This window comes from Chitinophaga sp. H8, assembly GCF_040567655.1.
GTDB classification, from domain to species: Bacteria; Bacteroidota; Bacteroidia; order Chitinophagales; family Chitinophagaceae; genus Chitinophaga; species Chitinophaga defluvii.
Genome location: NZ_JBEXAC010000004.1, coordinates 115,365 through 129,761, shown reverse-complemented (window position 1 = coordinate 129,761; position 14,397 = coordinate 115,365). Strand labels below are relative to the sequence as shown.

Here is a 14,397-nt window from a genome sequence, read left to right as displayed (position 1 = left end):
ATAGCATGGCCAGTTCCGCAAGGCGCGAAATTACGTATTATTCGTTTATGGTCATGTTTACCGCAAGGAGATCATCAACATGATAAGTATTAATTCCAGCTGCTGGTGCTCACCGCAGTTATTTCTTTCTTTAAGTTTTCAGGCATTTGTCCGTCCAGCAGGTAACCTTGTGAAGTGCTGGGATATATTTCTTCAAAGCTGCGTACCTGGTTCATAAAAATACGGCGGAAAATATGCTGGCGGGTTACCTGGTGCGGATCTGTCAGCCCTGCGGCGGCAGTCAGCTCCACTGCACTCTCTATCGTGTCACGATGGTAATTGGCTACCCGGTGTTTTTTATCCTCCACCACCAGCCCTGCAGCCAGCCATTTATCCTGTGTGGCTACGCCCGTAGGGCATTTGTTGGTATTGCACACCAGCGCCTGTATACATCCGATGGCCATCATCATGGCACGTGCACTGTTGCAGGTATCTGCCCCCAGTGCAATGGCACGGAGAATATGGTAACCGGTCAGTACTTTGCCGGAAGCAATCAGCTTAATATGATGACGGATATCAAACCCTGTTAAGGTGTCATGTACAAAAGAAAGTGCATCCATCAGCGGCATGCCTACTGAATTGGAAAACTCCGGTGGTGCTGCACCTGTTCCGCCTTCACCACCATCAATGGTGATAAAATCCGGATAGCAATTGGTTTCGATCATGGCCTTACATACTGCATAGAACTCCCTTTTCTGACCTATACAAAGTTTAAAACCTATTGGTTTGCCACCGGAAAGATGGCGCAGATGGGCAATAAACTGCATCATCTCTTTGGGGGTATTGAAAGCACTATGATATGGTGGAGAAAATACCGTCGTATGTGGTGTGACGTGTCTGATAGCGGCAATTTCTGCTGTGTTCTTGGCTGCAGGTAAGATACCGCCATGACCAGGCTTGGCTCCCTGGGAAAGCTTGAGCTCAATCATTTTGACCTGTGGCAGGGCACTTTTTTCGGCAAACAACGTATCAGAGAAATTACCGGCCTCATCCCGGCAGCCAAAATAGCCGGTACCTATCTGCCAGATGATATCTCCGCCCTGCTTTAAATGGTATTCACTGATCCCTCCCTCACCGGTGTTATGTGCAAAGTTGCCAATTTTGGCACCGCCATTCAATGCTTCTACAGCATTGGGGCTGAGTGATCCATAACTCATCGCCGACACATTTAGGATGCTGGCAGCATAAGGTTGTTTGCAATCCCGTCCGCCTATCTGTACCCGGGGATCTTTATTCATCTTTTCAAATGCTCTTGGTTGTATGGAATGTGCCATCCATTCATACCCTTCCGCATATACGTTAAACTGGGTGCCAAAAGGCTGGCTGTTCAGCTCCCGTTTGGCCCGCTGGTAAATGGTAGAGCGGTCTACCCGGTTTACCGGACTGCCATCTATATCGCTTTCTACAAAGTATTGGTAAATTTTGGGTCTTAATGCTTCCATCCAGTAACGCATACGTCCTACTACCGGATAGTTGCGGATAATGGCATGTTTGGTTTGCATCATATCCAGGAATCCCATAATAACTACCGGCAGTACCAGGATGTATAACCACCATACCCAGGGAAACAACAAGCCTAACCCCGCAATCAATAGAATACTGACACATGAAAATGCGATAAATGCTTTAACCATAGCTTCAGATTTGATATTTAAAGTTAAGGAATTAACTTATGACACTATAAACCCTACAATATTTTGTGGTTCTCCTTCCAAATATTACCAACTCCACAAAAATATAATTAACTTACGCCCGCAGATGTTTGTAGCAGTATCCCACCCCGTTATGATCAAAGAAACTATGTCGTATCGTTGTAGTTGTTTTATACGTTGAACACGGAGTCAGATAACGGGAAATGTCAATTGTTTTGTTGTTTATAATTTCAGTATAGTATTCATTTTCAATACCCTAGCAACTTTTAATTAATGAGGAGCATCCTTTATTTCAGTAAAAAATTAACAATAGGCTGTTGGCTGATGTGTATGGCCCTGTCTGTAAGTGCCCAGGAAACAAGCGTGCCCTATAACGCTGCACAACTAAGAACTACCTGGGAAGTAGTAGAAAATAATCATCAGGGTAAAACGGAATTTCTGAGTGCACTCACTTTTGTAAATACGGGACGTACAGCGCTGCCGGCAAAGGGATGGCAGTTATATTTTAACTTTATCCGTTCTGTAAATCCTGGTCGGGTAAAAGGAAACCTGGAAGTGTCGCATATCAATGGCGATCTTTACAAGCTGGTACCGGCGGCAGACTTTGCAGGGGTAGCTCCCGGCGATTCCCTGCGAGTAGAGCTGGTAGGGGATGCCTGGGCGGTCAACTTTACAGATGCGCCTTCGGGATTGTATATGGTATGGGACCAGCAGCCAGAGAAAGGTTATTCCATTACCAATTACAGCATCCGGCCATCTACTCAACCCAAACAATACCTGCGTTTTCCCGGAGATAAGACAGGGCTGATTACCCCTGTAGATATTTACAACCAGAATAAAACTACCCGGGATATTCCGGCGGCATCATTGCCTCCGATTTTCCCCAGCCCGGTATCTTATCAGGCTGGTACCGGTACATTTACCCTGACCAGTGCTGCGGGTATTTCAACGGATGCAGCGCTGCAGCAATCAGCCGATTACCTGGCGGGAGAGCTGGCGCGGTTTTTGGGCAAACGCCCGGCCATTGACAATAGCGGCAACAGTGCGATCCGCTTTAAGGTAGACGCCGCACTGGCTGCTCCTGCCTACGAACTGGAAATTACCTCACAAAATATTACTATAAGTGCCAGCAGCAATGAAGGTGCTTTTTACGCTATACAATCCTTGAATTCCCTCATAACACCTGTTGCCTGGGCCGGCGTGCAAAAGTCTATCAGCATGCCGGCCTTGCAGGTGAAGGATGCACCCCGTTTTGGCTATCGTGCTTTTATGATAGATGTGGCGCGCAACTTTCACAGCAAGCGTGATATCCTGCGATTGCTGGATGTGATGGCTACGTACAAACTGAACGTACTGCATTTTCATCTCAATGATGATGAAGGCTGGCGCCTGGAAATTCCTTCCCTGCCCGAACTGACGCAGGTAGGAGGCAAACGGGGTCATAGCACAGACCCTGACCTGTGCCTGCCGCCATCTTATGGCTCCGGTCCGGACACGGCGAACAATGCCGGTACCGGATATTATACCCGCCAGGATTTTATCGAAATATTAAAGTATGCAACGGCCAGGCACATACGTGTAATACCGGAAATAGAAAGCCCAGGCCATGCCCGTGCAGCAGTAAAATCAATGGATGCCCGTTACAACAGGCTGATGAAGGCTGGTAATAAGGAAGCCGCGGAAGAATATGTACTTTCCGAAGCAGCAGATAAATCCGAGTACCGCTCCGTACAATACTGGAATGATAACGTGATGAACGTAGCCCTCCCTTCTGTATACCGCTTTATGGATAAAGTGGTGGATGAAATGCAGCAGATGTATAAAGAGGCCGGTATTGAGCTGACTACCGTACATATGGGTGGTGATGAAGTACCTGGAGGGGCCTGGGAAAAATCTCCTGCCTGCCTGGCGCTGATGGAGAAAGATAAAAGCATTGAAAATGTAAATGACCTGTGGTATTACTACTACCGCAAGTTGCATACTATGCTAAAGGCCAAAGGTATACAGCTGGCAGGCTGGGAAGAGGCCGGCATGCGTAAAACAAAGATCAACGGTGAAAATGCAAGTATTCCCAACCCGGACTTTGTAAACGATAACTTCCAGATAAATGTGTGGAATAATGTAATTGGCGGTGGGGCGGAAGACCTGGCCTATCGCATGGCTAATGCCGGTTATAAAGTGGTACTATCTGGTGTCAGCAACTTCTATTTTGATATGGCTTATATGAAGTCATTTGATGAACCCGGATTTTACTGGGGAGGTTTTGTAGATGTAGACAAGCCTTTTTATTTTATTCCATTAGATTATTATAAGAATTCCAAAGTGGATGCCACCGGCAATCCCGTTACCCCAGAACTGTTTGTGGGTAAAGACAGGCTGACTGCTTATGGTGCTTCTAATACCATTGGTATACAAGGGCTGCTGTGGAGTGAAACGGTGAACAATCCCCAGCGGATGGAGTATATGATCCTGCCTAAATTGCTGGGGCTGGCAGAGCGTGCGTGGGCACAGGATCCTGCCTGGGCTACCGAGAAAGACGCGGCGAAGTCAGAAAAAATGTATGAAGAAGCCTGGAGCATATTTGCCAATGTGTTGGGCAAACGGGAGCTGCCCCGACTGGCTTATATGAATGGTGGATACAACTACCGCATCCCTACAGCAGGGGCGGTAATAGAAAACGGGGTACTGAAAGCTAACGTGCAACTGCCAGGTTTTGTTATCCGCTATACTACAGACGGGAAGGAGCCTTCCCTGAAGAGTAAAGCATACACAGGACCTGTACCAGTTACTGGTAAGGTAAAGCTGAAAGTATTTGATGTACGCGGCAGAAGCAGCCGTAGTGTGGAGGTGAAGGCGGTACCTGTTACAGAACTTAAAACAAATAATCTGAAATAGCAGCGTTGCTATAAACACAAATATTAAAATAAAGCGGGGCTGTACCAACTGGTGCAGCCCCGCTTTATTAGTGGCATACCGGCCGGTGCGCGCTCATCATTTAATCTCTTCCTTTTCTGATGTCAATTTGTATATTGGCCCGCTAAACCCGGAAACTTTTAATTGTGCAGATTATACCACGTTTACTTTTACTTTGTTGTTGCCTGATTAGTTTACCACTGCTGGCCCAAAAAAAGAATGCATCCTATAAATTACATATTAAGAGAGCTACCAGTGCGATCAAGATCGATGGTGTAATGGATGAACAAGCCTGGGCAGATGCAGAGATGGGATCCGATTTTTACATGATCCTGCCCATGGATACCAGTTATGCCAATTTACGTACTACGGTGCGCATGGCCTATGATGATAAGAACATTTACCTGCTGGTAGAAAACTATATCCCTGCCAAAGGTTATATGGTGGAATCGCTGCGCCGTGATTTTGCTTTCCTGAAGAATGATAACTTCCTCATGTTCATGGATCCTTTTGATGACCAGACCAATGGATTTGCTTTTGGGGCCAATGCTGCAGGAGCGCAATGGGATGGCCTGATGTATGATGGTGGAAAAGTAGACCTGAGCTGGGATAATAAATGGCATTCTGTAGTAAAAAACTACGATGATAAATGGGTATTTGAGGCGGTGATCCCGTTTAAAAGCATCCGTTATAAAAAGGGCATCCGTCAATGGGGAGTTAACTTTGGCAGGAATGACCTGAGAACAACCGAGAAGTCAAGTTGGGCACCGGTGCCACGCCAGTTTCCCAGCGCTTCCCTGGCTTATACCGGTATCCTGGAATGGGATGCGCCTCCTCCGGATGCGGGCCCCAATATCTCCCTGATCCCATATGCATTGGGTGGGGTAGCGAAGGATTATATAGCCAACTCATCCCCCAAGTGGCGCCGTGATGTAGGTATGGACGCCAAAGTAGCGGTTACTTCTTCCCTTAACCTGGACCTTACAGTAAACCCGGATTTTTCCCAGGTAGATGTGGATAAGCAGGTTACTAACCTGGACAGGTTTGAACTGTTTTTCCCGGAAAAGCGGCAGTTCTTCCTGGAAAACGGAGACCAGTTTACCAATTTCGGTTATGCTACCCTGCGGCCTTTCTTTTCCCGGCGTATTGGGCTGGGGGTACCCATTCACTTTGGCGCCCGCCTGAGCGGAAAGCTGAACAAAGATTGGCGTATGGGGTTGATGAATATGCAAACCGGCAAACAGGAAGAGACCGGATTGCCTGCACAAAACTTTACCGTAGCAGCCTTACAACGCCGGGTGTTTTCCCGCTCTAATATCGGATTCCTGTTTATCAACAAAGAATCATTGAATTATGAACCGGGCAAAGTACCTGATGTACCTATCTATTCCAGGTACAACCGTAACATGGGAGTGGAATATAACCTGGCATCCTCCAACAACTTCTGGACGGGCAAGGCACTGGTGCTGAAATCGTTCAGCCCTGATAAAACCGGTAAGGACATTGCACATGCGGCTAATCTGCAGTATACCAGCCGTACCTGGAACATTGGCTGGCAGCATGAATATGTAGGCCGTAATTATAATGCAGAGGTGGGATATGTGCCACGTACCGGGTATATTAAAATGGCACCGCAGGTAACACGACTGTTCTTTCCTAAAAGCGGTAATATTCTGAGTCATGGTCCGCAGATAATGTCCACCAATTTCTTTGATGAGCATATGAAACGGACAGACAATGAAACACAGTTGTCCTATGCTTTTGTATTCCGTAAAAGGAACACCTTAACTTTATGGTCTTCCAATACTTATATAAAGCTGTTGCAGCGTTTTGATCCCACCAATACCGGAAAAGACAGTCTGGCCGTAGGTACGGAACATAGCTGGAGCACCGTAGGAGCGGATTATGTATCCATGCCGCAGAGTTTATTCACTTATGCTTTCTCTACCCGTTATGGAGGCTATTATGCAGATGGAAAACGTTTTATGGCCAGCAGTGAACTGGGATACCGTTTCCAGCCTTATGTAAGCATTGCCATGACTGCAGTATACAATAATATTGATCTTCCCCAACCCTGGAGAAATACTTCTTTCTGGCTGGTGGGGCCCCGGCTGGATGTAACCATGACCAATACGCTGTTCTTTACCGGGTTCATGCAGTATAATGAACAGCAAAAAAATATTAACCTCAATACCAGGTTCCAATGGCGTTATCGGCCTGCTTCCGATCTGTTTATCGTATACACGGATAACTACCTGCCCGAACCATTCTTTGTAAAGAACAGGGCATTGGTACTTAAACTGGTATATTGGTTAAACCTCTAAAAAAGCCGGAGGATACTTACCTTTGAAGTGTACTGAAAAGCGTTTGGAACCTAAAAACTTAAGGATATGTCAGGAATAATGATTGCGATAGATCTCAGCCCATTTTCTGTAGATGTAGTTAACGCAGGCGTTGAGCTGGCCCGCAAGTTACAATTGCCGGTTACCTTGCTGACAATTGTGGAGCAGTCGCTGGGCGTAGCCTTGCCGGAAGCAGGTCCCGCATTTATAGATGACTGGGAAGAGCGGCTTCGCCTCGCAGAAGAGCGGATGAAGGACTTTACCCGGGAGCATGCCGGTGTGGATATAAAGGCAGAAGTGATGCTGGGCCGTCCAAAGGAGGATACACTGGCATCAGCACGGGAAAAGGGGGCAGAGATGCTGGTAATAGGTACCCGTGGCCGCACTGGCCTGGAGCACATGCTAATGGGCAGTACCGCAGAATACATCATTCGTCACTCCACAATACCCGTATTGGTAGTGCCTTTTAACAAAGGAAAACATTAAAATATAAGCCGACCGGGAATAGCTGCCTGCAGGTTATTCCCGGTTAAAAACCGGTGGATGCCACTGAATTTGCGGGTCCAACAAAGATGTGAGCGATTACATGCAGGAATCCCTTAAATTTACAGCGAGTACAATAAAATAACCGCGCTTTAAGCCCCCCATTGCCCCATTTTGGTTACTTCACCAGAACAATGTTTTCATGCTATCAGAATCCTATTATTACGCTTTAAATGCTGATGTCACTGAGTACTTGTTAGTTAGTTTTTATGCCGTATAACACCAAAGCATCAACCATCGCCCTTTCCTGAGGGGCTGTATCATTATTCTACATCCAATAAAAAAAGACTTATGAAAAACGCGTTACTTTCCCTTATGCTGCTTTTAGCTGGCAGCACTGCATTTGCACAATTGAAAATCGGATCCAATCCCAGCCAGATCAACAAATCATCTATCCTGGAGTTAGAAAGCACCCGGCAGGGGCTTTTATTACCCCGCATACCCGGCAGTAATCTGAACCTGTCCCCATTAAATACGGCCCCTGATGGGATGATCATTTATGTGGTGGACTCTGCCAGCCTGTTTATCCGTAAGCATAACCTGTGGCAGCGGATGTCGGCAGATAGTGTATCCAACACCGGCAATTGGAATATTAACGGAAACACCGGACTGGACTCCACCAAAAACTTCCTGGGTACTATCGATCAGCAGGCGCTGTTGTTGAAAACCAATAATGTAGAAAGGGTAAGGATCACGGCAGGAGGAAGCATTAAAGTTGCTCCGGGTACTATTCCTGCGGGTACAGACCAGGTACAGGTGCTGGTAATTGATCCCGCCACCGGCAATCTGCTGCAGCGGCAGATTGCAGCCACTGCTTTCAGTACTGCCATTACTTCCCTGAACGGGCTAAGAGATTCTGTTCAGACCTTTGCTGTGGATAGTGCGGTAACAGTTGATTTTACCATTTCCTCTGCCAGTGGAAAACATACTTTTAATATTCCTACCCAGACAGGAACCAGTATTACTTCCCGCGGGCTGCTTTCCCAGAAAGACTGGCTAAGATTTGATTCTTCTGCCCGTTTTCAGATCCTGCATACATTATTTGATAACACTGCCAATCCCAACGGGATCAGTATTAACAACAGTACACTGACCCTCCATGCGGCTTCTGCCAGTACTCCCGGTGGTATATCTACCGCCGCCCAAACATTTGGGGGAGCTAAAAATATCCGGGACACCCTGGGCATAGGTGTGGCAGAAGGGACCAAAGGAAATTCCACCCTGCAACTGAATGGCTCCATGTCTACCAATATTACCAAAGTAAACGCGGCCTATAATGCTTCCGTAGCGGATAATACCATACTGGCGGATGCTTCCACCAGTGGGTTTACCATCTCTTTACCAGCTACTTCCACCATTGCTGGCAGGATATATACCATCAAGAAAGTAGGTAACGGTGGTATTGATAATGCCATTATGATTACCCCTTCTTCCGGTACTATAGATGGTGGCAACAATTATGTTATTTATAACGACTGGACCTTTGTAACGCTTCAGACAGATGGTACTGACTGGTATGTGATCAAGAAATAAAACAATCATGGAAGTGTACTCATTACAGCCCTCTTGCTGTAATGAGCGGTATTGTAATTAGTTATTATAATCAATGGTTCCATGTGCAAATTTTATTTCAAAAAGTGTTTGCTGATAACAGGGCTCCTGTTATGGTTATTGCCAGCATTTGCGCAACAGCTAAAGCTGGGGGTTAACCCCTCGGGAATTAACAAGGCCTCCGTATTAGAGCTGGAGAGTACTAAACAGGGGCTGTTATTAACCCGTGTGTCGGACACCACAGCCGCTCCGCTAAATACAGCACCGGATGGGATGCTCATTTATTTTACGGTGGATAAAACCCTGCTTATCCGCAAAGGCGGTTTCTGGCGCAGGCTGATAGATATCACTGCTGTAACGGCTAATTCCTGGAACTATGGGGGGAATGCGGTAAGTCCTGCCCAAAATTTTGGCACTACCAGTAATGCTGATCTGCCTGTAATCACAAACAATGTAGAACGGATGCGCTTACTGGCAGGAGGTAACCTGGGTATAGGTACATCCGCTGCCTCTACTACCCTGCACATTAAGAGCACTACAGCTAACCAGTCGGGTGTGAGGATAGAAAACCTGACAAGCACTTCCCCGGTTACTGCCGGCGCGGGAGGGTTAGGGGTGGATGCGCAGGGCGTAGTAGTACGGACAGCAGCTGCGCCGGTGCTTTATAACAAATCAGGATTGGTGAATAACACGATGGTAATATGGGCGGATACCATTACCAATATTGCTACCGGGTTACCAGTAGTGTCCATTCCGGCAGGAATATTCACCAAAGTATTAAATGTAAATGCAACCGCGATTGGAGGAACTAATTCAACAGATATGCCTGTTGTAGCAGTAGCGTCTTACACCAATACCAGTGTTTCCCTGATCGTGGGAAAAAGCACGCAAACGCTGCTTAGCTTACTTGGATTGACAATTGGGCAAATCGCTGTAGATAACCGTACTACTACGCGTATTGCTGTTACGATTATTGGGTATTAATAAAAGTGTACTTATCCGCTATAAACATTCCATATCACTCCTTCTTTTACTCACTGTCAGTGTGCAGCTTTTGTATGCACAATCTACTACCTATGTGCCTGCTAACGGAAACGTATATATTTACGGGAATGACACCCTCGCTATTTTCGGAGACATGATCAACGAGGGGAACATGACTGCGCCAAAAGGAGCGGTGATCAACTTCTACGGCTTAAAGTGGCGTAATGATGAGGCCGCTACTATTAAAGATGGCAGCAGTGATGGGTATAGCGGAGATGGCGGCATCTTTCGTTTTATACAGCCTGATCCGGTCAGCGGGAATATCCTCTATCAGCTTATAAAGGGAGGGTATAATGCTGCTGCACAGCGGGGCTGCAGCTTCCCGAATATCAGGGTTGAATCCGGCCCTGGTATCGTGCTGGACGATTTAAGTGACCTGAAGGTGGTGAATACCCTGGACCTGCAGGAAGGGCATGTTTTCCTGAATGGCTGGAATCTGGTAGTGGGGCATCATACTCCCGGCAATATCCTGCATTATTCCGGCCAACACTTTATTGTTACCGGTGGCGCATTTGGTGGCGGACGTTTATACCGGAGCAACATTACCGGCGCCAGTGGTACTGTTGTGTTTCCTGTGGGTACCCGTCCGGACAGCTACACCCCCGCAGGAGTTCATAACAACGGACAACCAGCTACTTTTAACGTAGGGGTTTCCGATGGTGTATTGGCAGGGCTTACAACAGGGGATTCGCTCATCACCGGAAGTGTGAATAAAACCTGGGAAACAGGCAGCAGCCAGCCGGGCAGCAGCATTACATTAACGTTGGCACATTTGGTGAGAGAGGAAGGTCCTTTGTTTGCTGCAAATCGTAACAGCAGTTATATTGCCCGGTTTAATAACGGCGCCTGGGACCTTATTCAGGAACATGGTACGCCGGTATCACCTAATACGCTTACAACAGGTACCCCGCTCGCTGAGGGAGCCATGAATGTCCGGCAGGTAAATGACCTGGGCAGCAACCATTACTTCACTAAGCTGATAGCTGATAAAGTACGCAGCCCTGAAGCAACCCGGCTTGATTTTTTTGAGGCTTACCGAACATCGGAAGACACTGTGTTGTTAAAATGGATTACCGGCAAGGAAAATAACTGTGCAGGATTTACAGTGCAAAGAAGATTTCCGGCAGATACCGGCTTTACTGCAATTGGTTATGTGCGCAGTACTGCACCCGGAGGATATAGCAGTATTCCGTTGGGATATGATTATAAAGATCCGCAACGCAGTGAAGGATTTATCTTTTACAGGCTGAAGGTAGAGATGAAAGATGGTACTTTCTTTTACAGTCAGATAAGAGTGGTAAAAGGTACCCGGACAAGGGGCGATGTGGTAGTATGGCCTAATCCACTGGCAGGAAATACCATACATATCTATTATGGTGCAGCCGTTCATATAAAAGCGATTGGTCTTATAGATGTACTTGGCCGCCGTTTGCTGACACAAACATTAAGTCAGCCATTACAAGCCCGGAATTATTACGAGATGACAGTACCTAACCTGGCTAAAGGGGTGTATTTCCTTCAGTTCCTGGATGAATCGAATAATATCATACATGCAGAAAAGATCATTGTTATTCAAAACTGATGAAGGCAGCAGCGGTGTCCGGTTGGCCTTAAAATCCCCTTAAAATACTGTCAGGCTGCGTTTTACCCATAAATATGGCTTTAGCTTTGATGGTTAACCATTACCTGTAATAACCATTATGCCTGCGAAAATTAAGTTTATGAATGCTGGATTTATAAAAAAACTTCACTGGAAAGAATTGCTGGCCATATTGTTCCTGTTGCTGGCTATTTATTTTTTCAGGTCGCAACGGCATGAATTATCTTCCCTGCTCCCTGCTATCAGGAAGGCCGACCGTAGCTGGGTATGGATAGGTATCTTTGTTACTGCTGTCTATATTTTATTGCAGGCGCTGATGTATGTGTACAGTTTCAGTGCCGTGGGTGGAAAGCTGGGATTGGGTAAGTCGGCCGAATTATTCCTGAAACGCAATTTATTATCTGTTTTCCTGCCTGCCGGCGGCATTAGTTCCCTGGCTTATCTGCCGGAAAATATACGCCGTACGCAGGTGAATAAACAACAAGTGCATCAGGCGTCGGGCATCTACGGTTTTGTTGGCATTTTATCTGTGTTTGTAGTAGGGATTCCGGTAGTGGTATATGCTATGCTGCACGCAGCCGCGATGAAAGATGCAATATGGGGGCTGATTGTAATCAGCATATTATTGCTGGCGGTAGTGTGGATGGTACGTTCTATGCAAACCAGGGGGCTGGCTTACCGGCAATTGGTAAAATATTTTCCGAGGGTAGCTTTACAGGTCGATGAACTGTTCAGTTTCCAGCTTGCAGGAGGTGCTTTTGTAAAAACGGTACTGGCATCAGTGTGTATAGAAATAGCAGGCGTTGCGCATTTATATATCAGCATGTTGGCCGTAGGGGTACACCCTTCCCTGGAAGCGGCTTGTGTGGGGTATATCGTAGCCACCATTTTTCTGATCATCTCTCCTTTTTTACGCGGATTGGGTGCTATAGAGCTGTCGCTGGCCTATTTGCTGACCGGCTATGGTTTTACTACCCTGGAAGCATTGGAAATCACGCTTTTGTTCCGGCTATTTGAATTCTGGTTACCGCTGATCGGAGGGTTGCTGGCCTTTGGATTAAAAGGACGTAACCTCGTACTGCGATTGGTGCCGCCGGTGCTTATTTTTTTACTGGGGCTGGTCAACATGTTCTCTGTACTTACCCCGCCTTTGTCCAGCCGTATGCATTTATTGAGGGCTTATATACCTGGTACTTCCATACATGCGTCTAATTTGCTGGTGGTATTTTCGGGGCTTGTGCTGCTGGTAACGGCTACCTTTCTGTTCAGGGGATTGCGCAGTGCCTGGGTAGTAGCCTTGCTGGTATCCTTGCTTTCCGCTTTTGGTCATATCAGTAAAGCATTAGATTATGAAGAAGCATCCCTGGCATTGATTACCTGTATTATCCTGTTGATTACTGCCGGTCAGTACCGGGTAAAAGGCAATCCTCAGCTGATGAATATTGGTATCGTGACAGCACTGGCCACTTTTATGGTGGTACTGATATTTGGGACAATAGGTTTTTATTTTCTGAATGTACGGCACTTTGGGATGGAGTTTACCTGGATACAGTCCCTGCGTCATGCGCTGCATGGTTTTTTATTACTGGAAGATGATGGGTTATTGCCGATAACACGTTTCGGAAAAGAGTTTATGTCGGTGATTCATTTTCTGGGAGTGAGTGCCTGGGCTTTTTTATTTTATACGATCATACGCCCCTATCTTCATGTAACCCGGCAATCCAATAGTGCGTGGGAGAAAGCACGGTTTTACCTGAGTCAGTATGGTGATTCTGCGATGGATTATTTTAAAATGGGAGCAGATAAGTTATTATTCATATCAGATGCTTATGAGGGATTTATCGCTTACCGGATAGCCAATGGTTTTGCGATAGTGCTGGAGGAGCCTGTTTGCAGCGAGGAGAATAAGCTGGCATTATTACAGGAATTTGATCAGCAATGCCGGAAGATGGGATTAAAGCCAGCTTTTTACCGGGTAGCAGAAGACAGTACCTATTACTTTAATCTGCTTAAAAAGAAAACGGTACTGATAGGGCAGGAAGCGATTATGGACCTGCGCACTTTTACCCTGAGTGGTAAGGATAAGAAGTCTTTGCGCAATGGGTTAAACAGCTTGATGAATAAGGGATATGTTACCACTTTGCATCCTGCTCCCCAATCGGCTGCTATGCTGGCGGCACTAAAATCGGTTTCTGCAGAATGGCTGGAACAGTATGAAGTGAAAGAAATGACCTTTTCGCAGGGTTGGTTTGATGAGGACATGATCCGGCAGCAGGATGTGATTACAGTTACAGACGCAACAAACAAGGTGGTTGCTTTTTTAAATATCATACCCAGCTATGCCCCAGGGGAATGTACCTATGACCTTATCCGGAAAAGGACAGATGCGCCCGGTGGGTGTATGGATGCATTGATCATTGCATTGGTACAGCATGCGCAGGAAAAGGGAATGCAATACCTTAATCTGGGTTTGGTACCTATGTCGGGAATTATACAACCGCAAAACACGGCAGAAAAAGTGGTGAAGTTTGCTTATGAAAAGCTGAAACATTTCCGGCATTATAAAGGGTTACGGGAGTTTAAAGATAAGTATGCCACTATGTGGACAAATAAGTATCTGGTATATGAGCATGATTTTGACCTGCTGCAGTTACCCGGTGCATTGAATAAGGTAATGCAGCCATGATGGTCCCGGTGTACAATATATCTTCAG

8 protein-coding genes are annotated in these 14,397 nt (G+C 46.4%); 7 read left to right on the top strand and 1 reads right to left on the bottom strand.

The window, feature by feature from the left end:
• Positions 1 to 89: 89 nt before the first annotated feature.
• Positions 90 to 1,673: an FMN-binding glutamate synthase family protein gene (locus ABR189_RS29500; RefSeq protein ID WP_354664127.1), complete on the bottom strand. Its 1,584-nt coding sequence runs from the start codon at positions 1,671 to 1,673 to the stop codon at positions 90 to 92.
• A gap of 291 nt (positions 1,674 to 1,964) precedes the next feature.
• Between ABR189_RS29500 and ABR189_RS29495 the strand changes: the two genes are divergently transcribed.
• From ABR189_RS29495 to ABR189_RS29465, 7 genes are all read left to right on the top strand, one after another.
• Positions 1,965 to 4,586: a beta-N-acetylhexosaminidase gene (locus tag ABR189_RS29495; RefSeq protein WP_354664126.1), complete on the top strand. Its 2,622-nt coding sequence runs from the start codon at positions 1,965 to 1,967 to the stop codon at positions 4,584 to 4,586.
• 164 nt (positions 4,587 to 4,750) lie between these two features.
• Complete coding sequence (locus ABR189_RS29490; RefSeq protein WP_354664125.1) at positions 4,751 to 6,928, top strand: carbohydrate binding family 9 domain-containing protein; 2,178 nt, start codon at positions 4,751 to 4,753, stop codon at positions 6,926 to 6,928.
• A 66-nt stretch (positions 6,929 to 6,994) separates the two neighbouring features.
• The gene (locus ABR189_RS29485; RefSeq protein WP_354664124.1) at positions 6,995 to 7,432 is read left to right on the top strand and encodes a universal stress protein; all 438 of its coding nucleotides are present in this window, start codon (positions 6,995 to 6,997) and stop codon (positions 7,430 to 7,432) included.
• A gap of 348 nt (positions 7,433 to 7,780) precedes the next feature.
• On the top strand, positions 7,781 to 9,022 hold the full coding sequence (locus ABR189_RS29480; protein WP_354664123.1) for a phage tail-like protein: 1,242 nt from the start codon (positions 7,781 to 7,783) through the stop codon (positions 9,020 to 9,022).
• A gap of 81 nt (positions 9,023 to 9,103) precedes the next feature.
• A complete protein-coding gene (locus tag ABR189_RS29475; protein WP_354664122.1) occupies positions 9,104 to 10,024 on the top strand; it encodes a phage tail-like protein in 921 nt (306 codons plus the stop codon).
• A 61-nt stretch (positions 10,025 to 10,085) separates the two neighbouring features.
• Complete coding sequence (locus ABR189_RS29470; RefSeq protein WP_354664121.1) at positions 10,086 to 11,666, top strand: T9SS type A sorting domain-containing protein; 1,581 nt, start codon at positions 10,086 to 10,088, stop codon at positions 11,664 to 11,666.
• 139 nt (positions 11,667 to 11,805) lie between these two features.
• Complete coding sequence (locus ABR189_RS29465; protein ID WP_354664120.1) at positions 11,806 to 14,370, top strand: phosphatidylglycerol lysyltransferase domain-containing protein; 2,565 nt, start codon at positions 11,806 to 11,808, stop codon at positions 14,368 to 14,370.
• Positions 14,371 to 14,397: the final 27 nt, after the last annotated feature.

Coding starts and splice junctions, on each gene's coding strand:
- ABR189_RS29500 (WP_354664127.1), bottom strand. CDS start 1,673: ATGGTTAAAGCATTTATCGCATTTTCATGTGTCAGTATTCTATTGATT.
- ABR189_RS29495 (WP_354664126.1), top strand. CDS start 1,965: ATGAGGAGCATCCTTTATTTCAGTAAAAAATTAACAATAGGCTGTTGG.
- ABR189_RS29485 (WP_354664124.1), top strand. CDS start 6,995: ATGTCAGGAATAATGATTGCGATAGATCTCAGCCCATTTTCTGTAGAT.
- ABR189_RS29480 (WP_354664123.1), top strand. CDS start 7,781: ATGAAAAACGCGTTACTTTCCCTTATGCTGCTTTTAGCTGGCAGCACT.
- ABR189_RS29475 (WP_354664122.1), top strand. CDS start 9,104: ATGTGCAAATTTTATTTCAAAAAGTGTTTGCTGATAACAGGGCTCCTG.
- ABR189_RS29465 (WP_354664120.1), top strand. CDS start 11,806: ATGAATGCTGGATTTATAAAAAAACTTCACTGGAAAGAATTGCTGGCC.